We start from the raw sequence: 21,024 nt of genomic DNA, 5'->3' as shown, positions 1-21,024 counted from the left end.
AGGGGAAACGGCCGGCCGATCGCATCGGGGAGGAGTGCTGGGCTAAGCTGACCCGCACTTGACAGGCGTCAACCGGCCGTGGCACGCTCCGCCGTGTACCGTGATCGGTCATCCAGAAAACGCTCGGTTCGCTGCCGCCAGCAGCGCCTGGGCGCGGCTCAGATGCGGTCGATCGAGCATGACACCATGGTGCCCGATGGCACCCGCACCCGGGTGAGCGGCGAAGAGGTCGACGATCTCCTGCGCCGCCGCGATTTCCTCAGCGGTCGGCGTGAACACCTCGTTGATGACATCCACCTGTGCGGGATGGATGGCCAGCGACCCGCGATACCCGATGCGTCGCACGGCCTCCGCGCGGTCGCGCAAACCGTCGAGGTCGCGGAAATCGGGGTGGACGGTATCGACTGCCGCTACACCGGCGGCAACGGCTCCCATCAGGCACAGGCTGCGCGCGAGTTCGAAGGTGAAGCCGTAGTGACCGTCGGAGTCGCCGGCGGACACTGCGCCCAGAGCGCCGGCGAGGTCCTCCGCGCCCCACGTCATGGCAGCCAGTCGGGGCGCTCCCCGATAGGTCCCGGCAGTGAACATGCTGTCGGCTGTTTCCGCGATCAGGGCGATGACCTCGGTCGAACCCCGCTCGATTCCGTGCGCGACCTCGAGCGCCGACAAATAGTGATCGAGGACCGTAACGTCTTGGCGGCCACTGGATTTGGGCAGCATGATGCCGCCAGGGCGCGAAGGCAGTACGGTCGCGAGATCGGCCAGCGTGTCCGGTCCGTCCAGTGGGTTGACCCGCACCCAGAGTCGGCCCCGCTCCGGCTCCGGACAACTGTCGAGGAATTCCGCGACCAACGCGCGCGCTTCGGGCTTCTCGCGCGTGGCCACGGCATCCTCGAGGTCGAGGATTACGATGTCCGCCGCCCCGGCGGCGGCCTTTCCCATCTTGCGTTCGCTGTCACCAGGGGCGAACAGCCACGACCTCGCGTTCCATGGACGGCACATCGGCAACCTTCATCTGCGAATCGAAGCGTGACGCGAGCCCTCGGCTCACCGGGCCAAACTACAGTATGAGCAATAGTATGCATTACGACAACCCGGTCGTGCGATGCGCTCCAACCAACCCGCCTCGCCCCCCGTCCAGGAATCGAATGAGCCGGCCAGGGCCCGGAATGCCCCCAGAACCACCATCCCCGAACCTCGACTAAAGTTGACACATGTCAAATCGACGGTATGTCAGTGTCGCCGCAGGCCGGTCGACCGATCCTGTCGCGCCGAAGAGATACGCGCTTCGTGCGACGGCCCACGCGCCGGGGACACCGGCGTGGTGACCGGTCGCGCCGATGAGTCCGCCCGGCACGCTTCCACTCTTCCGGGAGGCTCCCATGGTTGAGAACGATCGCCCCACGGACGTGCTGGACCGGCGCGCTCGCAAACGCGGTGATCAACGCCGGGCCGCCCTGCTGCGCGCGCTCGACGAGCAACTGGCGGTACGCACGCTGGACGAAATCAACGTCGCGGATCTCACCTCGGCGGCAGGTGTCAGCCGCTCGGCGTTCTATTTCTACTTCGAGGACAAGGCCGCCTGCGCGGCTGCGCTCGGCGCGGAAATGTATCAAGAGGTCGACGCGGCGTCTCGAACGCTGGTGAGCGGGCCCGGGACCCCGCTCGAACGGCTCGAGCGCATGCTGCACGAGCTGTTCGCCGCCATGCACAACCACCGGCACTATTTCCGGGCGATGATCACCGCACGTCAGCGCAATCCCAAAGTGGGTGAACTCTGGGATGCCGCCCGTGCCTCTTTCGTCGAACCGGTCGCCGAACTCATCGACAAAGAACGCAGGGCCGGACGCGCGCATGCCGATCCGGATAGCCGCACGCTCGCCACGGTTTTGCTGGAACTGAACCAATCCGCTCTCGAACAGGCTTGCCTGGACGAGCACGGCCCGGCGTCCGACCGCATCGAGGCACTGCTCGCCATCTGGTCGCGTGCGATCTACATCTGTACCGCGGATGGCGTGTCGGAGTCGCGCGACGACACCGAATGAGGTGCTCGGGCGCGATCGCGCGAGCGGCGCATCCGCGTCGAGCTGTCAATGCGACGGCTGGCGATGGCTCACCGTTTCCACTGGCCACCGGAGGGATGGCAAGTCGTGGGCGATAGGTGAACCCGCCGCCGCGCGGCCCGCCGGAAATGTCAGCTATCGACTCTGTCCGCGACTACCTGTCGATGCACATATCCGTTCAGCCGACGCTGCATCGCCCGTGGCGCGACGCGACTGATGTACCAACCGAGACGAGTGCGCCGCGGCGTCACCACCCAGGGCTCGTCCCTGGCGACCACATCGTCCACCACGGCCCGTACCGCCGCGGCGTCGGTGACGTCGAGGGCCACCGCCACCGCCTTACCCGGACCCTCCAGCGCGGATACCACCGTTCGCGCGGCGGCCGAGTGGATGTCCGCGCACCGGACATCGGCGCCCGCCGCCACGAGCGCTCGGGTCAACGCCGCCCCGATGCCCGACCCTCCGCCGGTGACGATCGCGGTGCGGTTCACGTAACGCCCGCCTTAGGACTGGTCCGCCACGGCGGTCACGCGCTCACGCATTTCGACACCTCAGGCCTTACTTACGTGCGACAGTTATTGTTGACGCGCGTCAAATCTGTGCCCTAGTATCGCATGACCACCGTCACAACCGAAAGGTCAGCGCATGACCGAGCCGCTCAGCGCTCCAGGCACTGCGATCATCGGTGCGGGGATCGCCGGTCTCACCGCGGGAAAGATGCTCGGCGACTACGGGATCCCCTACACATGTTTCGAGGCGTCCGACCGGATCGGCGGCAACTGGGCGTTCGGCAATCCGAACGGGCATTCCAGCGCGTACCGGTCTCTGCATATAGACACCTCGAAGTACCGCCTGACTGCTCCTGTACGCCGCCCGCGACAAACGCGCCGCGGCAGATCACCGCGCACGTGTCATGCTCCCCGCGGTCGGGCACCCCGGCGAACCGGCGCTGCTGAATCTCCCTGGCACGTATGACGACTACCTTTCCATCGCAGGCCCGACTCGGCGCAACGAGGTGAGCGCTTCGATCGCCCTCGACGCCATGGCACACCGGCCCATCCGATTCCCCCACCGGCTGACCTGCCCCACCCTGTTCCAGATCGCGGACTTCGACCGCTGCGTATCGGTCGACGCGGCAATGAAAGCCGCGGTTCGCGCGCGAGCGCACATCCGCCACTATCCGGCCGACCACTTCGACGTGTATCCGGGCAAGTGGTGGCACGACGCCGTTCGCGCACACCAGGCCGGGTTCTTGACCCGCGCGCTCGCGGTATCCGCGGTCGACACACGCTGAGCAAGGGGCTGAGCGCCCCACCGCCCGCCCGACTTCGAAACCGAGGTACATCATGTTCCCCCACGACCGCCGACTCGACGAGTTGGGCTTCTACCTGTTGGCGGGCTCGGGCGGCGAAGGACCCGCCCGTCTCCCGGAGGACGCGCGCATGGGCGAACAACTCGGACTCGGCACCGCCTTCATCTCCGAACGTTGGAACGTCAAAGAGGCGGCGTCCCTGACCGGTGCCGCGTGCGCGGTGACACAGCGGACGCACGTGGCCACCGCCGCGACCAATCACAACACCCGGCATCCCCTGATCACCGCCTCCTGGGCTACGACCATGCACAGACTGTCAGCAGGACGCTTCACACTCGGCATCGGCCGCGGCATCGAGGCGATGTACTCCGCGTTCGGCATCCCCGCCGTGACCACCGCCCAGATGGAGGATTGGGCCGGCGTCATGCGCCGGCTGTGGCACGGCGAAGCGATCATCGGACACGATGGCCCATTGGGCTCCTACCCCGTGCTCTTTCTGGACCCGAGCTTCGATGAGGACATACCGCTCGCGCTGGTCGCCTTCGGGCCCAACACCCTCGCCCTCGGCGGCCGGGTGTTCGACGACGTCATCTTGCACACGTACTTCTCCCCGGAAACCTTGCAGCGCTGTGTCCGGACCGTGAAGCTGGCTGCCGAGAAGGCCGGACGAGATCCGGACTCGGTGCGGGTCTGGTCGTGCCTGGCCACCGTAGGGGATCACCTTCCGGAGCAGCTTCGCCTGAAGAAGACCGTCGCCCGGCTCGCGACTTACCTACAGGGGTACGGCGATCTGATGGTACGAACCAATGGCTGGGATCCCGCTGCTCTCCAACGTTTCCGCGAAGACCCGGTGGTGACCTCGATCGCCGGACCGATCGACGGGGTCGCGAACGTCGGGCAGATCGAGCACATCGCGGAGATTCTGCCGCAGGAATGGCTGGAATCCGCGGCCACCGGCACGCCGCGGCAATGCGCCGATCGCATACGCGAGGAGTTCGCCTACGGCGCGGACCGCGTGATCCTGCACGGCGCGACACCTGAGGAACTCGCACCCGTCGTCGCCGAGTACCGCGACGCGGACAAGAAGGGACCTTCGAAATGAACTCAGCCGTCCCGATTCCGCGTGGAGCAGCCGATGTCACCAGCGACTGGTTGCAGGCGGTACTGCGGCTGGAGGGAGACGCCGTCGAGATCGCGGATGTGCAGGTCGACCCGATCGGCACCGGTCAGACGGGGGCGACGTTCCGGATCACCCCGCGCTACCGAACCGGACAGCACACCTTCCCGTCGACGTTCGTCATCAAATTGCCCGCGCGGGACGACGGTGTACGGGCGGGTGGTCACCCTCGGGTATCTCAGTGAAGTCGCTTTCTACACCAAGGCTGCCACGCGGACCAGGGTGCCGACACCGCGCTGCTACTACAGCGACATCACCGATGACGGCACCGAGTTCGCCCTGCTTCTCGCCGATCTGTCTCCCGCGATTCCCGGTGACCAGATCGCCGGTTGCGATTGCGCTGCCGCGCATCAGGCCGTGACAGCGCTGGCCGGGCTGCACGGGCCGAGTTGGTGCGATCCGGCGTGGCTGACTCTCGGCGTCGCGATGCCCAAACCCGGTGACACGGCAGCGGCAGGCGGGCTCGGCGACGTCGCGCGCGTCGCCGCTGGCATCACTCTCGACAGGGTGGGCGCCCACCTGGAACCCGTCGACCGGGAAACATTCTCCGAGGCAATGGACCTCGTGACGCAGTGGCTACTCGCGGACATCGACACCGGCCGGTTCGCGCTGATGCACGGCGACTACCGGCTCGACAACTTGATGTTCGACCCCGCGGCGGGCCGCGTCAGCGTGGTCGACTGGCAGACGCTCGGCGTCGGCTTGCCCGCCCGCGACCTCGCCTATTTCACCGCGACCAGTCTGGCACCGGACACCCGCTCGGCCTGCGAGTCCGGGCTCGTCGACGCGTACCACCGGGCATTGCTCGAGCATGGTGTCGCCGGGTACACGCGCGAGACATGCTGGCGGGACTACCGATTCGGCATGCTGCAGGCGCCGTTGATCATCGCTCTGGGCGCCGCCTTCGCCACACCGACGACACGCGGCGAAGAGATCTTCCTCATCATGCTGAAACGTAGCTGCCGGGCGATCCGAGAATTGAGAACGCTCGAACTGATCCGCTTCGGCGGTGACGAGCACGGGGATGTTTCGCGCGAAGCGGGTGAGCCGAGGCCGTAGCGCCGCCCTTGCGCAAGGCCCCTCGACCGATGGTCGCGACGGCACCCTCCTCGAACGCAGTCTCGCGCGGCGATACGGTTCACCGGTCGATGATCGCCTTTTCGACGGTGTCGATGAACCGGGTAGCGGCCTGCGGACTCGCCCCGTCGACATGCAGCAGCACCCACGTGGCGCCGCGCCGCTCCACGTCGTCGATGAAGGTCCGCGCTCGCCGCACCGACTCGACGTCATCGACATCGAACTTCGGGCACGGCACCTGCACGTCGATGAAATCCGGATCCCGTCCTGCCGCCGCCAGCTGGTGACGCATCCGATTCACCGCGTCGCCGAACTGGTCCAGGTTCTCTATCGCCTCGGTGCGCATGGCCGCTGCCATCTCCGCATCCGCGATGATCGGCATCCAGCCGTCTCCATGGTGCGCGATCCGCCGGATCGCCGCCCTGCCGTTGCCGCCCAGCCAGAGCGGTACGCGCGGTTGGCTCGGCGGTTGCAACCACATCGGCCCCACCGCCGCGAAATCCGCTCCGGCCACCGGGGTCTGCGGCTGCGTCCAGATCCTGCGCAACGCGTCCAACGCCTCGTCCAGCAGCTCCGCGCGCCTGCCGTGCTCCACGCCGAGCGCCCCGAATTCGGAACGCAGGTACCCGGCTCCCACTCCGGCGATCAGCCGACCGCCCGACACGATGTCCAGGCTGCCCAGCGCCTTGGCTGAAAGATACGGATTCCGGAACGGCAGGACGTAAAGGTTCGTCATCAGCCGCAAATGAGACGTCACTCCGGCTATGTAACTCAGCGCGGCGACGGGATCCAGCGTGTTGTGCCCACCATTGTCTCGCCACTTCCGCGACGGCGCGGGATGCTCGCTCAGTGCCACCGCCGAGAACCCGGCGGCCTCGGCATGCGTGACGACGTCCCGGATCACGGCTGGTCGCAGAAAATCGTCCGGCGCGGTGGGGAGTTCACTGGGGTACTCGAGCGTGTACTTCATGGATTCGTCTCTCCGGTCTGATCGGATCGCCACAGCGTGCGGCCGCCACCGTGCGCCGAGGTCGGGTGGGCGCCTACCGAGCGGACCCTCGCACCCCGGCCATCCGTCAGCGCGCAACGCGACTACCTTAATCTACTGTATTGTTTACAGTAGCTCGCACCAGAGCGGTGGAAGGAAGCAGATGACGGACGAAGCGATCATGGATGTCGGCACACGGGCAGCGCGTGTCGACGCGAGCACCCCCGCCTCGCGAGGAGGGCGACCGTGAGCCGAATCGAAGAGCCATTCCGGGATGCGCCGATCTTCGACGCCGACCAGCACATGTACGAGACGCCGGATTCGCTGACGAAGTATCTGCCGGAGCACTACACGCGCGCCGTCCAGTTCGCGCAGATCGGCCGGCAGACTCGGATCGTGATCAACAACAAGGTCACCGACTTCATCCCGAACCCGACCTTCGAACGGGTCGCCGCTCCGGGCGCCCACGAGAAGTTCTTCGCGGGCGAGAACACCGAGGGACTGACGCTGCGAGAGATGCAGGGACCCTCGATCGAGGCACCCGCGGCCACCCGCAACCCTGTCGACCGGATCGCCGAGCTCGACCGCCAAGGTGTGGCCGAGGCACTCAACTACCCGACTCTCGCCAGCCTGGTCGAGCATTCCGCCGCGGACGACCCGCAACTCACGTTGGCGATCATCCACGCTCTCAACCAGTGGATGGCCGAGCACTGGTCCTATACCTACGCCGATCGCATCTTCTCGACACCGATTATCAATCTGTCGGAGGTCGAGGCGGCACAGCGCGAGTTGGAGTACATCCTCGACAACGGCGCGAAAGTGGCCTTGATCAAGCCGGGACCGGTGAACGGCCTGTACGGGTGGCGCTCGCCCGCCCTGCCGGAGTTCGATCCGTTCTGGCGCGACGTCGAGGCCGCCGGTCTGCCGATCGTGCTGCACGCCAGCTACCCGCCGCTGGACGATTACATCGCCAAATGGGAGCCGCCGTACACCGCGAATTTCATGGCGCAAAGCCCGTTCCGCTGGATGGCGCTGGGTCACCGCGAAATCGCGGACATGATCACCAGTCTCATCTGCCACGGCACCCTGACCCGCTTCCCGAAGCTGCGCATCGCCAGTGTCGAGAACGGCAGTGCGTGGATCCGTCCGCTGTTCGACGATTTCGAAGACCTCTACAAGAAGATGCCCCAGAACTTCCCCGAGCATCCGCACGACGTGTTCCGCCGCAACATCTGGGTCAGCCCGTTCTGGGAGGGATGCGTGGCCGATGTCGTCGACACCGTCGGCTGGGACAAGGTCCTCTTCGGATCGGACTATCCACACCCCGAAGGTCTGACCGAACCGAAAGGTTACTGGAAGTACGCCGAAGGAATGGATGTCCGGCGCACCTATGACTTCATGGGTGACAACGCCCGCCGCTTCCTCGGGCTGCCCATCGCCAATCCCGACCCTGATGCCGCCAACGGCGTCACCCCGCCATCCGTCGCGGAGTCGATCGCCTGATCCCCCGCGGCGCGTCGACGGGCACCGGCCTGTTGTCGTGCCACCACGGGCGGCTCACCGCTCGATGTGCGGCAGCCACCGCGCCGTTGCGCTGCGCGCTCGCCAGCGGACGCCCACCGTGAATCCGGCGGCGAGACTCGAAGGTCGTGCCGCCGGATTCCATGCCGCTGCGGGTGGTGGCCGGTCTAGTCCACGAGTGGATCGCGCGGCATGCCGAGGATTCGTTCCGCGATCTGATTCCTGGTCACCTCCGAGGTACCACCGGCGATGGCCAGGGCGCGCGAACCGAGCACGACCAGACCAGTCACGGCCGCCTCCCCGTCGGCCAAGGCGAGGGCGGGACCGGTCAGTGCCGCCATGATCGCCGCACGCTCACCGACGTGCTCGGCCAAGGCGAGTTTGGTGAGATTGCCTTCGGGCCCGGGGCCCGCTCCTTCGATGTGGCGAACCGCCCGGCGCAGATCGAGTAACCGCAGCGCGTGGTCTGCCGCCAAGAACCGGCCGACGCGGACGTCGACGCCGGCCAGCCGATCCGGATATCGGGCCGCCAAGGAGACCAGAGCACTCGCGGGGAACATGCCGCCGGAACCGCCACCGATGCTGACCCGCTCATTGCCCAGGGTGGCGCGCGCGATGGTCCACCCCGAGTCGGGCGCGCCGACGACATCCTCGTCGGGCACGAAAACATCGGTGAAGAACACCTCGTTGAACTCCGAGTGGCCGATGAGCATCCGCAGCGGGCGGATCTCGACCCCCGGCGCCTGCATATCGATGATGACCGTGGTGATACCCGCGTGCTTGGGGGCATCGGGGTTGGTGCGTACGGTGGCCAGACCCCGACGGCTGTAGTGGGCGCCACTGGTCCACACCTTCTGGCCGTTGATCTTCCAGCCGCCCGCTACCCGTGTGGCTTTGGTCGTGATCGCCGCCGCATCCGACCCCGCGCCGGGTTCGGAGAAAAGCTGACACCACACCTCTTCCCGGCGCAACGCCTTCGCCACGAATCGTTCGATCTGCGAGGGTGTTCCGTGCTGAATCAGGGTGAGGACCACCCAGCCCGTGATCGAATAGTCGGGCCGGCGAACACCAGCGCGCGCGAATTCCTCGTCGATGAGCAGTTGCTCGACCGCGTTCGCCGCACGACCCCAAGGCCGCGGCCAGTGCGGCATGGCGAACCCGGAGGCGATCATCTCCTCGCGCCGCGCGTCGTCATCCAATCCGGCGAGCCGCTCGGCCTCGCCACGAATCTCCGCACGCAATCCTTCGGTGCCCGCCGGAAAGTCCAGACTGCTCTTCCGGGTCACCCCCGCGGAGGTCATCGCGAAGACGTCGCGGGCGGGACCGTCGCCGCCGCACAGCGCCCGCAGGGCAAGCGCCCGTCGTAGATGCAGGTGAGCGTCGTTCTCCCAGGTGAACCCGATCCCGCCGTGCACCTGGATATCGAGTTCGGCGTTGTGGACATACGCGGGCAACGCCAATGTGGCGGCGGCCGCGGCGGCGAGCTCGAATTGCCGTTCGTCCTCGCCCGCCGCCCGCGCGGCGTCCCACACGGTCGCGACGGCCGATTCCGCAGCCAGGAGCATGTTGGCGCAGTGGTGCTTCACCGCCTGGAACGTGGCAATGGTTCGCCCGAACTGCTCGCGGAGTTCGGCGTACGCGACGGCGGTGTCCACGCAGTCCGCCGCGCCTCCGACCGCCTCGGCCGCCAGGATCGTCCTGACCAGCGCGAGCGCTGCGGTGCGCGCACCCGGCAGCAGATCACCGGCCGCCACCGCGACCTCGTGCAGCGCAACGTGACCGGATCGCCGCGTCGGATCCATGTTGGCGGGGACCGTCACCGCCACGCCTTCCCTGTCCCGCGGTAACAACAGCACATCTTCGCCCGCGAACAGCAAAAGGACCTCCGCTGTTCCCGCTCCGAGGACGATCCCGGCCGAACCGTTGGCACGGTCATCGGCGCCGACGGCGAACTCGCCATCGAAACCGACACCGGCGGTGACGGATCCGTCGACCAAGCCGGGAAGCCACCGCGCCTTCTGCTCGTCGTCGCCGCAGGCGGCCAGCACTGCCGAGGTGATCACGGTGGGGACGAACGGGCCGGGAGCGACCACGCGCCCGAATTCCTCGACCATCACCACCAGTTCCGGCAATCCGTGATCGGAGCCACCGTATTCGCGGCTGACATGCACGCCCAGCCATCCGAGTGCGGCGATCTCCGACCAGAAACCCGGGACTTTCTCCTCGGCGGCGTCCAGCGCTTCCCGCGCCGCTGCGCGCGCCTCGTGGCGCACCAGGAACGCCCGAACCACCTCACCGAGTTCGCGATGATCCTCGGTCAGTGCGATACCCATGGCTTCTCTCCTCGAGCGTCGAACAAGTACTTGTATGTCCCTACTGTAGGCATTACGGTTGTTACCGGCAGCACATTCGGAGCCGCACTCCTTCCGATCTGCGATCCGACGAGAATGTTGCCGACTTTCGTTGACAAACGTCAACCAACTGAGTAGAAGCCGAGCCGTGAGAGAACCCCGAGACCGGCCCCAAGGTCGCGAAGCCCAGCGCATGCGCACACGGCAGCGCGTACTCGACGCCGCCATCGCCGAATTCGAGCGGAGCGGGATGGCCGAGGCCGACATCGCCGCGATCGTCGACGCCGCCGGAGTGGCCAGGGGAACCTTCTATTTCCATTTCCCCACCAAAGAGCACGTCCTGCTCGCGCTGGAGGCGCGCGAGGAAGCGCGGATCGCCCGCGCGCTGACACGTTTCCTCGCCACACCGCGCGATCTGGCCACCTCGTTGGCGAAGATCATCCAGTTGATCGTGGCAATGGAGGGGCGATTGGGCGATGTGCTGTTCAAAGACATTCTCGCGGTGCACTTCTCACCGACCAGACCGCTCACCGACGAGTGGAGGGAACATCCCGTGATCGTGCTCGTCGTCCAGATCCTCGAACGTGCGAGCGAGGCGGGCGAGGCCGAACTCGAGGTCGATCCTTACCACAGCGCAGTCTTCTTCCTCTTGGGGCTGTACGCCCTGTTGACCGCGACCACGAATACCAAGCCGCTGCGAAACCTGGCGCTCGACAGCTACCTGACTACTTTCCTGCGCAGTCTGGCGCCTCGATGAGTCCGGCCGAACCCCCGATCGACCAATGCATGGCATCGGCACACCGAAAGATACGGAGACACAGTCATGGTTCAAGACATCCTGCGGCTCGCGCTCGCCTGGGGCGGGGTCATCGGCGTGATCGCCTTCTGGTACTGGGTGATGCGCAGTATAGGCACCTTCTGACCGTGAAGGGATCGATGGAGGCAGCCGCGGAGCACGTGATGGCCGTTAGCGACGCCGCGCACGCGCTATCGGTCGAGCGCAGCTGCGCCTTGACCGCGGTGGCGTTCTCCGGACGCCGCCGCGAAGGCGTCCGGCTGGTCACCGGCGAACGACGAGGTTTCGGATTGAATTCCGCGCGCGGCGTCGTGCTCGTCCCGTTCCCGCCGATCGCACCCAGCTGGACCAGAAAGACCCTCACTTGCGGTGTGGCGCTGCAATGTTCCCCGTCCAAGGATCGCATCGCCCGTTACGCGTTGCACGAGTTGTCGCCTCGTCAACTCGGTGCGTTGTCCTTGGTGGAGGGTCGGGTGGCGGCGGGATGGATGGCCGAGCGTTTCCCCGGCCTGCTGCCCGAACTATGTCGCCTCGTCCCCGATCTGGAGATCGCCGATCCCGATCTCGGCGGTGCGGAGATGCTCGACCGCGCGTTGGATCTGGCGCGGTCGGGGCAGCCGTTGGCCAGGCATCCGTTGCTGGGAGATCCGCCTTTGGCCGCACCCGCCCGCGGTGCGCTGGCCACGGCCGTGCGACGCGTCTACGGCCGGATGCCGTGGACCTCCTCCCGTAGCGACCGCCCACGGCTCATGTCGGTGCCGGTAGGCGGCGACGGAGGCAGCCGCTCCAGCAATCTTCCGCCGCCGAGCAGGCCGGAGAACGAGGACATCGAGATCCGCCCCGATCGGCGAGCGGGGATCCCCTACCCCGAGTGGAATCTGTGGACCGAGACATTCCTGCGAGACCATGTGGCGGTCCTCGAACGCAGGCATCCGACGACGTCCACACCCGCGGCCGCCGTGTCCCCCGAGGTACGACGGTGGTTCGAACAGCCCACCTATCGTGCGATGCGCGGAGGTCTCGAGGACGGCTGCGATCTCGACATCGACCACTACGTAGATCACTACGTCGACCGTCTCACGGGCAAGCCGGGAGACCCCCGGATCTTTCGTGATCTGCTCCCGATATCGCGTGATGTCGCCACTGCGCTGCTGTTGGACGGCAGTTCCTCGCTCGGTATCAACGGGGGCCGCGGCTTCCGGCTCGAGCTGGAATGCGCGGATGCCCTGTCCCGGGCCATGACCGAAGCGCGCGAACGGCATGCGATCTTCGTGTTCACCGGTAACACCAGACATCGGGTCGAAGTGAACTGCTTGAAGGACTTCGACGACTTCCACTTCGTCGATCCGAGCGGTCTCGGGCTGCTCACCGCGGGGTACACGCGGCTCGGCGCGCCGCTGCGCCATCTGACCCGTCGGCTGCTGGATCAGCCCGCCGAACGGCGTCTGCTCATCGTGATGGGCGACGGCCTCATGTCCGACGAAGGGTACGAGGGCCGATACGCCTGGGCCGATGTGACCCACGCGCTGGAGGAGGCCGACGAGGCCGGTGTGTCCATCTACTACATCGGCGTGGGGCCTACGCGCGTCGATCCCCTGCCCGAAGTCTTCGGAACTCGTCGTTCTCGCCGCATCAGGCAGGTGGAGGAGCTTCCCCGAGTATTGGCCCATATCCACCGGGAGTTGGTTGCGCAATGACGAACGACCTCTACTACGCCACCGGTAACGAGGTGCGGCTGTTCGAGCGCGCGTTCCACCAGCGAATGCCGGTGATGCTCACCGGACCGACCGGCTGCGGCAAGACACGCTTCGTCGAGCACATGGGCACCCTGCTCGCCCGCTCCGTCGTCACCATCAGCTGCCACGACGACCTCACCAGCTCTGACCTCGTCGGCCGGTTCACGGTCGCGGGCGGCGACGTTACCTGGACCGACGGGCCGCTCACCAGGGCGGTCAAATCAGGCGCGATCTGTTACCTGGACGAGGTGGTCGAGGCTCGCCACGATTCGCTGGCCATCCTGCATTCGCTCACCGACCACAGACGCACCCTGTTTCTGGACCGCGCCGACGAGGTGGTGCCCGCGCCAAAGTCGTTCATGCTCGTCTGCTCCTACAACCCGGCGTACCGCAGTTCGCTCAAGCAACTCAAACCCTCTTTCCGGCAGCGATTCGTCACCATCGCCATGGACTACCTGCCACCCGATCGCGAAGTCGACGTGCTGACGGCGGAAGCGGGTATCGATCGAGCCGTCGCGCAGCGACTGGTCGACTGCGCCAATACCATTCGCCAGGCCGACGAGGTGTTCCACTTCGAACCGCCTTCGACGCGAGTGCTGGTCGCCGCGGCGCGGCTGATCGCGGCCGGGGCCGGTGAACTCGAGGCGGCTCACGCATGTGTTCTCGCGCCGCTCAGCAGCGACGGCGCCATCAATGAAGGTCTGCGAGAGATCGCGGCGGCGAACCTGCTCGCCGGCGACGGCTCGCCCGTGCAGTAACCGTAGGAGGCAACTGTGATGAATCGACAAGACCGGCAGCGCAAGCGTGCGCTGATCGTCTTCCAGGTGGTCATGTACGGATTCCTGCTGACGATGTTCTTGATTCAGCTGAACATGTCCTTTTCGCGAGACTGGTAGGACCGATCGTGCGTATGCCATTCCAACCGCGCCGATCCGGCACAAGCGGCAACGGCGCTTCAGCGGCGCAGAACACAGGCCCCCGGTCCCCGGTGACCTACGACCTCCACGACGAACAGAGCCGCGCCGCACAGCGTCACGCCGATATCTGGCTTACCATCGGCACCGCCCTGATGGGCACCTTCGTCCTCGGATTCATCGGATTGCCGATTTTCCTGCGCGGTCTCTGGCTTCAGCGCCGAGCGCAGGAGGCGGGACTGTCCGTCCGGCCGATCATCGTCACCCTCATCGGCTACCTCGTCATCCTCGACGCGTTCCTCAACAGCATCGGCTGGATATTGGACATCGGCGCCAGTCACACCCTGATCACCCGGGTGTTCTTCACCGCATGGGGCAATTTCGTCGACAACGGCTACTTCTGGCACTACAACGAAATGTGGATCGGAGGCTCCAGCGCGCCCGGCGAGAAAGGCTGGGAAATCACGCTGATCTTCACCGTGTTCCCGATGCGGGTCGCCGCGGCGATCGCGTTCCTGCAGATGAAGCGGTGGGGCCACCAATGGCTGACGGTCACCTGTTGGTTCGGCGTGGTCATCTGGGTCGGCTACGTCGTCAACATGACCATGTACGCCGACATCCGTTTCGAGGGCACCGTCCTGCCCGTCGTGGGCTGGTGGCTGTACGACATCTTCTACATCACGCCGTTCCTGGCCATCCCCTATCTCCACACGGTCAACCGCGAGATCTTCTCCGACTGATCCGTTCCCGCCCGCCCCAAGGAAGATCATGAGCACGAAATCGCCCCACACCGCAGATTCCGGCCCCGGGGAACTACCCCTGGGCACCACCCCCGCCTTCGCGAATATGCACAAGTGGCTCAAACGCGGCATCTTCGTCTGCCTGTTCGCCTTGGTCATCGAAGGCGCGTTCACGATACCCGCCCTCGCCATCTGGTACGGGTGGCCGACCCTGTCGCTCACCGAGATCTGCAGCGAACTGATGAAGGTCAGATACTCCGACGACACCATCGAATGCGAACACCCCTACCCGCTCGGCGGACCACCGTTCGGCGGCGAACCCGAAGCGGCGCATCAGCAGACCGCCCGGGACCAATGGGGCGTTCAACCCGAACCCAGCTACGAACGCATCGGATTCCGCGAACTCATCCGCATTCACGAGGAACGCCTCGCCCAACAACAAGCACAGAACGCGGGCCATCCGTGAAGATTCCCGGCGAACGAACGCGCCGGTGCACCTCCACGCCGTACCCGCAGAATTGCAAGCCGCCGACGTGGTGATGGACTGCTGATCGCCGATCCGAGCCGAAGTGATCAGGTCCGCTCGGCGGCGGTGCCGACTCTGTGGTCAGGGGAGCTCGAGACAGCCGGCGGACGTCGACGGGAATCCGCCCTCGGGGCAGACGGGTGGTGGCTTGCCCGCACCCGGGGGCCGGCAGGGGCGAACATCCACGAGCCCCGCTCTGCCCCTCGGAGACCACGACGCAACCGGCGAAGCCACCATCGTGAACCGCGGACACGCGCACTACTCCGCGAAGACCCTCGGTGGCACCGATGGTTGCCAAAGGTTCGCCAATCCCCTGTGCAAATACTTACGGTATGCATTACAGTAAATTCCTTGACAGGAGTACGCCCAGCGCAAGCGGCTCAGTGGGCCGCCACTACCGCCGTGACTCAGGCGAGGTATCCATGGTCTCCACCAAAGGTGCCACCAGCACCGCGAAAGACGCACACCCCAACGCTTCTCCGCGGCCCGGTGAGCCCGATCTGCACGTGCGTTTCTGCTGCGGCCCGGTCATCTTCGACTACCTGGCCTGCAAAACAGCGGTCGACAACCTGGTCAGCCATTGGGCCAACAGTCACAACCCGCAAGTCACATTATGCGTAATGAGCGACCACACCGCCCAACCGTCCCGGCTCCCCTGCGAAGCAACATGGCTCACGCACTGAGCCCGAGCAATGGCGCCTCCATCTTGCACGAGCGGTTCGCGTACGACGTGGAACGGGTACCACGACGCGAACGAGCACTCGCCGACAACTTCCCCGAAGCCGTCGCCATTCATCGAGCACTTCGGATTCCGGGAGTATCGGGTGAACAGCAGATCTGACCCCGGAGTCGGTTAGTTTCCGGTCGGGGTGATCCGGCCTTCGAATGTGGGGACTCCGCTGATGCTGTTTCCGAGGAGCGAGGGCGAGCACATCCGGATCGCGATGCGCGGCACCGAAACCAGCCGCCGCAGAGTCACCTACTTCGTCGTCGAACGCGGGCAGACGGTGCGGCTGTGCCCGTTGTGCGCGCTGCTGCGCTGGCTGGTACTGCTGGCCGACTACGACCACGCCGTCGCGCTGGCGGCCCGGACGCCGCCGTGGTCGCCATCCACAAACGACTGCGCCTCGAGCGCAACCTGGACCCGCACACCCACTACTGCGACCGCGCGCTGCCGCCGTTCCCCAGCGTCCGCGTGCCGATCTTCCGCTCACTCGGCCGCGCCGGGTGCCCGCCCGGCTGCAGCCGCTGACCGGACAAGCGTTCGGCCGCATGATCCACACCCGCGCCCTGGCCGCGGGCTACAGCCGCGCCGAAGCCGACGCCTTCCAGGGGCATTCCCTGAGCGCCGGTGCCATCACCCAAGCCCGCGACAACGGCGCCACCGACCGCGAGATCATGAACATGACCGGCCACACCCGGGTCGACACCATCCTCCAATACGACCGGGCACCGCTGCACCGCGCGAACGCCACCCGCAAACTCGGGCTGTAGCCGATGTTCCAAGTCCCCAACCTGTCGACGCTGTCGGCCGAATACCGCCCCCTGTGGCGCGATTTCGAGCTCTGGTGCGACGGCGCCGAGGTGTGCGAGCTGCCCGCGGCCGCCGCCATCGTCGCGCTGTATCTCGCCGAACAACACGGCGCGGCACCCGGCAGCCAGCGCGCCCGCGTCACGGCGATCAACGCCGTGCACCGCATGGCCGGCCAGCCCGAGCCCGGCAAGGCCGAACGGATCCGTCGCGCGGTCAACCCGCGCCGCGGCCCGCGATTGAGTCGCGCACAGCAGCGAGTCCACGGACTGTCGCCTGGCCTGCCCACGACCGGGTGGCCGCACGGACTGTTCGGCCGCCGCGGCGCCGTGCTGCTCATCTTGGCAGCGGCCGGGCTGCCGTTCGCCACCATCGCCCAGCTGTGCCAGCGCGATGTCCACATCGACGACGACGCGGTCACCATCACCAGTGGTAGGCAACCGCTACTCGAACTACCCGCCAGCGGTGACGAGCACCGCTGCCCGGTGATCGTGCTGCGCCGCTGGGTCGCGGTGCTGGCCTTCGCCCCGCACAGTGGCGCCACTCTACTGCTCGAACAGCACCTCACCCGGGACGAAGCAACCCACAGCGCACGCCTACCGCCCGAAAACCAGCATTTCCCCGTCCTCACCGGATTCGACTGGCGGGGAACACCACTCGCGCTACCCGGCCGGCTCGGAGGACTGACCGCCGCCGCTCACCACGCCGGCCACGCGCCCACGCGCGACCCACCACACTACCCGCGCCCGTGGTGACGCCGACTCCCGAGCCGGAACCCGACATCCGACTCGACCCCGGCTCCTACGAACGCGGCCTCGCCGCGCGGCGGCGTGCCCATGAACTCGAAGCCGACCTGGATGAGCTGTTTGCCCGACTCGACCGCGAGACCGACGCCGCCCTGGCCCTCAGCAGCCGCGCGCTCGAAGCCGCCACAGGGGACGCTGACGAGCGCTGAGAAGGCGTAAGCAAGCCGGAATACCTGATCGCCGACATTCGTCACTGTGGCGACTCTGGGTCGGGGAAGAAGTAAGGTGTCCGACTCGGCGTGGGGGGTAGCGCGCACCCCGGTTCACCACCAGCGGCGCATCCGCCGTTGCCCGAACCTTTTCAGCTGCGCAAGGATGCGCATGAACTCCCTTCTCCGATCACGATGGAAGAACTCCCTGGCCATCGCGTGCTCGTCGATCGTCACCGCCTCGAGCGAGGTTTCGTCTTCGGTTTCGGCCGGTGTCGGTGGCCACGAGGTGGGAGTCACCGTTGAAGGTTGCGGTCCACGAGGTGCATAAGGCACCGGCGCGTCCCAATCGACTGCCACATTGGACCATACGACGGACTGCACGAACGCCACCTTGTTCCGGAAATCCGCATCTTCGAAGTTTGTCGAATGCTCCATGAAGCGATCCGATGCGAAAAGTGTTGGGGAAGCGAACACAGCGTGGGAGAAACTGGTCACCCCCGCGAATGTGACACCTCTGAACTCGGTCGAATGCCAGCTCCGGAACCGTGCATAGCTGTAATCGACGCCCCGGCGGAACTGCGCTAGATCGAAGTAGGTGTCAGAGCCTGGGAAGACAACTCTCTTGAAGTTCGCCTCATCGTCGAAAATCGCCCCGTGAAATTCTGTTGCATTACTGCGCAGTACGGCGCGGTCGAAATCGGTCGGCTGCCCGAAGTGCGTGTCGGAGAAGGAGAGGATGGTGCCGCTGCACTTGACGTGCTGGAAAGAGGTGTACGAGTCGTCGGCAGCTGAGAGTGTCATCTCCCGGAACGAAGTTATGGTTGTGATTCGTATGCGTGGTGGCGGAAACGGCTGTGCTGCACAATGACTGGTCGTGGTCGGCGCGTTGTCCAGGCGTCTGGTGCCTGGCGGCGGGTGGATGTTCAGCGGGTGGGGATGAGCAGGTGACAGTTGTAGCCGGAAACCAGTGCGCCCCAAGGAGCGATCGAGAGTTGAGCGGAGATGGTGGTCGGTGGGTCCGGCCGCGTGATGAGCGTCGTTTCGACCGGAACATTGATCAGCGGGCCGTCTCCCGCGGGGGTGGGAGCGGGCCCGGCCAGCACGGTGGGGTGACCGTTGGCGAGGTCGTAGGCGACGATCCAGTTCCGATCCGCGGCAGCGACGGTGACGAGTAGCGCGTTGCCACTGATCCAGGCCGGGCCGGACGGCGGAATTGTCCCGGAGATCCGCAGGGGCGCTGGTAGCGGCGCCGTCCACAGTTGGTGCCCCTCGGGCCCGGTCAGATGGGCGGTGTTGCCGGTGACCGTCAACAGATAGCCCCGCGTCAGCGCATACTGGCCCGGTGCGTCGGAGCCGGTGTTGTCGCCGAGTTTCTGGGTGCCGAGCGGTTGGCCGGTGCGTGCATCCAGAATGTCGAGGTTGCTGGTTTTGGAGCTGGACTCGGCATTGCTTCGCAGGACCGTAGCGACCGGGTCGGTGGGATCGTCGGGGACGTTCGGGAGGGTCAGTTGTTCGTGGGGAACCGAGGTGCGGGTCCACAGCACCCGTCCCGATTCAGGGTCCAACGCACCGACGATCCTCGGCTCATAGATTCCAGCGGATTTCGATGTCGCGCAGCTGAACTGCACCGCGCCGGCCCGCACAGTCCACACGAGCTTTCCGAAAATGACCAGGCCGGGTATGCAACCGAGGTCTTCGGCTCGGACCGTCCACATCGGGTCCCCGGTGCGGGGATTGTTGCGCGTCAGTCGATCCGGAATGGGTTGGCTCGGGGCGGAATATTCCGACCAGCCCTGCTGCTGGTCCGGCACCTTTCCGATGTCGCGGCTCCACAGTTCGCGGCCGGTGTCGGCGGCATAGGCGTGCACCCGGCTCTCAGCGCAGGAGTCGTTGTGGCAGTATGGGTTGGCCCACCGGACCACAAGGACGCGGCCCGTCTCGGCGGTACTCACCCTGGGCTGCAGCGCTGGACGGCGGACGTACCAGCGAGTCGCTCCGGTACTTGGATCGATGCCGGTCAACTGGCCGACGTGCGTGGTGTACAGACCGTAGGCGGTCACGCCGATGCTGTCGAGATCGCCGACGTGGGGGGCGAGGGTGATCCGACTGAGATCCAGGACCGGGGCCGCCGATGTGGGTGCGGGCAGCGCGGTCGAGGTGACCGTGGAGTCGATGACTCCGGCGGGTTTCGCGCTGACGACGGTGACCACCGCGCACACCAGTGCCGCCGCCACCGCGAACGCTCCCGCGCCGATCGCACGAGCAACGCCGGACCGCTCGTCGTCCTGCACATCTGCGCGAACGGCCTCGGACAGCGCAATGACGGTCGTCAGCGCCGCGACGCCGAGCAGCACTCCGGCGACCAGCCACAGCATCAGCAATCCGTATCTGGGCGAGGATGGCAACTCGTATAACGGGACATAACCGCTGCTGTCCAGCACGCCCCACACGGCCAGCAGCACTGTGATCGCCGCCACCCACACGACGACACCGACGATCACCGCGGCCGCCAGATTCTGCCAGCGCCGCCGGCGTGTGCTTTCCACCGCACGCCACAGCCGCCAACCGCCGATCGCCGCCGCGATCGCGATGATCAGGAATATCGTTGCGGTGCTGCGAAACCGGGTGTCCACGACTCCCTGGATCGTGGTGGGGACATCCGTGACCTCGACCTTGGCGACGAGCCACCCCAAGGCTGCGAGCAACAACAGGCCGTCGCGTGCTCGCGCTGCTAACCATAGAGTCCTGGACTGCATCTCACTCCCCGTTGATTCTGCGTCCTGCCGTCGTGCCAAGACCCTACCGACCTCAGCGGCCGGGACTGTCGAGACACCCGGCAGCATCAGATATGCCACCCCACCACGCACCAACTCCGTTCGACGGTCCACTCGAAGTCTCCGCGATGCGCAAGCGCCCGGTCCCGCTGACCCCACCGTCGAGCCGCAATACCGCTCCTATGCAGACGAGACTGTTTCGCTGGCGAGATATGGTCAAGTCCAAATGCGTGGTGTAGCCGATGGTGGCTGCGTGATCCGTGTTGATCAGGCGGTCAGTGCTGTGGGGGTTTCCTCCTGTTCGGTGGTGGGGTCGGTGAGGCCGCGTGTGCGGGCCAGGACGTCGAGGCCGAGGTAGCGGCGGCCTTCGATCCATTAGTCGTGCTGTTCGGCCAGGACCGCGCCGAGGAGTCGGATGATGGAGTTGCGGTCGGGGAAGATGCCGACGACGGTCGGACACGCTGCGGTACCGCACAGTTTGTCCTCGAACTGAATATGCTGCTTACCGCGGCCCATAATGTACGAGACTCGAATAGCAACCTGGTCTTCTACCGTGGTTA

General features: G+C 66.2%; 19 protein-coding genes and 4 pseudogenes. 16 read left to right on the top strand and 7 right to left on the bottom strand.

Annotation, left to right across the window (positions count from 1 at the left end; translation table 11 throughout):
* Window positions 1-108: 108 nt before the first annotated feature.
* On the bottom strand, window positions 109-1,002 hold the full coding sequence (locus NG1_RS11515) for an HpcH/HpaI aldolase/citrate lyase family protein (protein ID WP_062970038.1): 894 nt from the start codon (window positions 1,000-1,002) through the stop codon (window positions 109-111).
* A 380-nt stretch (window positions 1,003-1,382) separates the two neighbouring features.
* On the opposite strand from NG1_RS11515, the gene NG1_RS11510 reads away from it, so the two are divergent.
* Window positions 1,383-2,045, top strand: coding sequence for a TetR/AcrR family transcriptional regulator (locus tag NG1_RS11510; RefSeq protein ID WP_062970037.1), 663 nt, complete (start codon window positions 1,383-1,385; stop codon window positions 2,043-2,045).
* 287 nt (window positions 2,046-2,332) lie between these two features.
* Here NG1_RS11510 and NG1_RS38205 read toward each other — a convergent pair.
* Window positions 2,333-2,554 (bottom strand): annotated as a pseudogene (locus tag NG1_RS38205) (SDR family NAD(P)-dependent oxidoreductase); the annotation flags it as partial.
* A 154-nt stretch (window positions 2,555-2,708) separates the two neighbouring features.
* Between NG1_RS38205 and NG1_RS35430 the strand changes: the two are divergent.
* From NG1_RS35430 to NG1_RS11490, 4 genes and pseudogenes are all read left to right on the top strand, one after another.
* Window positions 2,709-2,921: pseudogene (locus NG1_RS35430) on the top strand (NAD(P)-binding protein); the annotation flags it as partial.
* Window positions 2,922-2,976: 55 nt separating this feature from the next.
* A complete protein-coding gene (locus NG1_RS35425; RefSeq protein ID WP_168434073.1) occupies window positions 2,977-3,357 on the top strand; it encodes a hypothetical protein in 381 nt (126 codons plus the stop codon).
* A 52-nt stretch (window positions 3,358-3,409) separates the two neighbouring features.
* Window positions 3,410-4,477 carry a TIGR03857 family LLM class F420-dependent oxidoreductase gene (locus NG1_RS11495; protein WP_062970035.1) on the top strand — a complete coding sequence of 356 codons (1,068 nt, stop codon included), beginning with the start codon at window positions 3,410-3,412 and terminating at the stop codon, window positions 4,475-4,477.
* Window positions 4,474-5,611: pseudogene (locus NG1_RS11490) on the top strand (phosphotransferase family protein). Before NG1_RS11495 ends, NG1_RS11490 begins: the two are co-directional and overlap by 4 nt.
* Before the next feature lie 79 nt (window positions 5,612-5,690).
* Here NG1_RS11490 and NG1_RS11485 read toward each other — a convergent pair.
* Window positions 5,691-6,599, bottom strand: coding sequence for a TIGR03619 family F420-dependent LLM class oxidoreductase (locus tag NG1_RS11485; protein WP_062970034.1), 909 nt, complete (start codon window positions 6,597-6,599; stop codon window positions 5,691-5,693).
* A gap of 321 nt (window positions 6,600-6,920) precedes the next feature.
* Here NG1_RS11485 and NG1_RS11480 point away from each other — a divergent pair, with 321 nt between their 5' ends.
* Entirely contained in the window at window positions 6,921-8,120 is a 1,200-nt protein-coding gene (locus NG1_RS11480; RefSeq protein ID WP_168434090.1) for an amidohydrolase family protein, read from the top strand.
* A gap of 185 nt (window positions 8,121-8,305) precedes the next feature.
* On the opposite strand, the gene NG1_RS11475 is transcribed toward NG1_RS11480, so the two are convergent.
* A complete protein-coding gene (locus NG1_RS11475) occupies window positions 8,306-10,471 on the bottom strand; it encodes an acyl-CoA dehydrogenase family protein (RefSeq protein ID WP_062970033.1) in 2,166 nt (721 codons plus the stop codon).
* A gap of 211 nt (window positions 10,472-10,682) precedes the next feature.
* Here NG1_RS11475 and NG1_RS11470 point away from each other — a divergent pair, with 211 nt between their 5' ends.
* From NG1_RS11470 to NG1_RS36615, 10 genes are all read left to right on the top strand, one after another.
* Entirely contained in the window at window positions 10,683-11,246 is a 564-nt protein-coding gene (locus NG1_RS11470; protein WP_062970032.1) for a TetR family transcriptional regulator, read from the top strand.
* A 203-nt stretch (window positions 11,247-11,449) separates the two neighbouring features.
* Window positions 11,450-12,982, top strand: a complete 1,533-nt coding sequence (locus NG1_RS11465; RefSeq protein WP_062970031.1) for a nitric oxide reductase activation protein NorD — start codon at window positions 11,450-11,452, stop codon at window positions 12,980-12,982.
* Window positions 12,979-13,779 (top strand): AAA family ATPase, encoded by an 801-nt coding sequence (locus NG1_RS11460; RefSeq protein ID WP_062970030.1) that lies wholly within the window; start codon window positions 12,979-12,981, stop codon window positions 13,777-13,779. Before NG1_RS11465 ends, NG1_RS11460 begins: the two co-directional genes overlap by 4 nt.
* 15 nt (window positions 13,780-13,794) lie before the next feature.
* The gene (locus tag NG1_RS38795; RefSeq protein ID WP_281218175.1) at window positions 13,795-13,917 is read left to right on the top strand and encodes a hypothetical protein; all 123 of its coding nucleotides are present in this window, start codon (window positions 13,795-13,797) and stop codon (window positions 13,915-13,917) included.
* A gap of 8 nt (window positions 13,918-13,925) precedes the next feature.
* Window positions 13,926-14,675: a hypothetical protein gene (locus NG1_RS11455; protein WP_062970029.1), complete on the top strand. Its 750-nt coding sequence runs from the start codon at window positions 13,926-13,928 to the stop codon at window positions 14,673-14,675.
* Window positions 14,676-14,703: 28 nt separating this feature from the next.
* Window positions 14,704-15,141, top strand: a complete 438-nt coding sequence (locus NG1_RS11450; protein WP_062970028.1) for a hypothetical protein — start codon at window positions 14,704-14,706, stop codon at window positions 15,139-15,141.
* A gap of 392 nt (window positions 15,142-15,533) precedes the next feature.
* Entirely contained in the window at window positions 15,534-15,884 is a 351-nt protein-coding gene (locus NG1_RS36620; protein WP_157113994.1) for a hypothetical protein, read from the top strand.
* Window positions 15,885-16,473: 589 nt separating this feature from the next.
* Entirely contained in the window at window positions 16,474-16,695 is a 222-nt protein-coding gene (locus NG1_RS11445; protein ID WP_157113993.1) for a site-specific integrase, read from the top strand.
* Window positions 16,696-16,698: 3 nt separating this feature from the next.
* Window positions 16,699-17,487: a site-specific integrase gene (locus NG1_RS11440; RefSeq protein ID WP_062970026.1), complete on the top strand. Its 789-nt coding sequence runs from the start codon at window positions 16,699-16,701 to the stop codon at window positions 17,485-17,487.
* Entirely contained in the window at window positions 17,481-17,687 is a 207-nt protein-coding gene (locus tag NG1_RS36615; RefSeq protein WP_157113992.1) for a hypothetical protein, read from the top strand. Before NG1_RS11440 ends, NG1_RS36615 begins: the two co-directional genes overlap by 7 nt.
* Before the next feature lie 114 nt (window positions 17,688-17,801).
* Here NG1_RS36615 and NG1_RS11430 read toward each other — a convergent pair whose 3' ends face one another.
* The 3 genes and pseudogenes from NG1_RS11430 to NG1_RS35420 form a co-directional block, all read right to left on the bottom strand.
* On the bottom strand, window positions 17,802-18,491 hold the full coding sequence (locus tag NG1_RS11430) for a pentapeptide repeat-containing protein (RefSeq protein WP_062970024.1): 690 nt from the start codon (window positions 18,489-18,491) through the stop codon (window positions 17,802-17,804).
* Between the two features lie 122 nt (window positions 18,492-18,613).
* On the bottom strand, window positions 18,614-20,395 hold the full coding sequence (locus NG1_RS11425; protein WP_168434077.1) for a PQQ-binding-like beta-propeller repeat protein: 1,782 nt from the start codon (window positions 20,393-20,395) through the stop codon (window positions 18,614-18,616).
* Window positions 20,396-20,731: 336 nt separating this feature from the next.
* Window positions 20,732-20,914, bottom strand: a pseudogene (locus NG1_RS35420) (transposase); the annotation flags it as partial.
* Window positions 20,915-21,024: the final 110 nt, after the last annotated feature.

It is taken from the genome of Nocardia gamkensis NBRC 108242, assembly GCF_001612985.1.
Lineage (GTDB): Bacteria > Actinomycetota > Actinomycetes > Mycobacteriales > Mycobacteriaceae > Nocardia > Nocardia gamkensis.
Note: the sequence above shows the minus strand (reverse complement) of the source record. Positions and strands in the feature narration are given on the sequence as shown.

Coding starts and splice junctions, on each gene's coding strand:
- NG1_RS11515 (WP_062970038.1), bottom strand. CDS start 1,002: ATGTGCCGTCCATGGAACGCGAGGTCGTGGCTGTTCGCCCCTGGTGAC.
- NG1_RS11510 (WP_062970037.1), top strand. CDS start 1,383: ATGGTTGAGAACGATCGCCCCACGGACGTGCTGGACCGGCGCGCTCGC.
- NG1_RS35425 (WP_168434073.1), top strand. CDS start 2,977: ATGCTCCCCGCGGTCGGGCACCCCGGCGAACCGGCGCTGCTGAATCTC.
- NG1_RS11495 (WP_062970035.1), top strand. CDS start 3,410: ATGTTCCCCCACGACCGCCGACTCGACGAGTTGGGCTTCTACCTGTTG.
- NG1_RS11485 (WP_062970034.1), bottom strand. CDS start 6,599: ATGAAGTACACGCTCGAGTACCCCAGTGAACTCCCCACCGCGCCGGAC.
- NG1_RS11480 (WP_168434090.1), top strand. CDS start 6,921: ATGTACGAGACGCCGGATTCGCTGACGAAGTATCTGCCGGAGCACTAC.
- NG1_RS11475 (WP_062970033.1), bottom strand. CDS start 10,471: ATGGGTATCGCACTGACCGAGGATCATCGCGAACTCGGTGAGGTGGTT.
- NG1_RS11470 (WP_062970032.1), top strand. CDS start 10,683: ATGCGCACACGGCAGCGCGTACTCGACGCCGCCATCGCCGAATTCGAG.
- NG1_RS11465 (WP_062970031.1), top strand. CDS start 11,450: ATGGCCGTTAGCGACGCCGCGCACGCGCTATCGGTCGAGCGCAGCTGC.
- NG1_RS11460 (WP_062970030.1), top strand. CDS start 12,979: ATGACGAACGACCTCTACTACGCCACCGGTAACGAGGTGCGGCTGTTC.
- NG1_RS11450 (WP_062970028.1), top strand. CDS start 14,704: ATGAGCACGAAATCGCCCCACACCGCAGATTCCGGCCCCGGGGAACTA.
- NG1_RS36620 (WP_157113994.1), top strand. CDS start 15,534: ATGCATTACAGTAAATTCCTTGACAGGAGTACGCCCAGCGCAAGCGGC.
- NG1_RS11445 (WP_157113993.1), top strand. CDS start 16,474: ATGATCCACACCCGCGCCCTGGCCGCGGGCTACAGCCGCGCCGAAGCC.
- NG1_RS11440 (WP_062970026.1), top strand. CDS start 16,699: ATGTTCCAAGTCCCCAACCTGTCGACGCTGTCGGCCGAATACCGCCCC.
- NG1_RS11430 (WP_062970024.1), bottom strand. CDS start 18,491: ATGACACTCTCAGCTGCCGACGACTCGTACACCTCTTTCCAGCACGTC.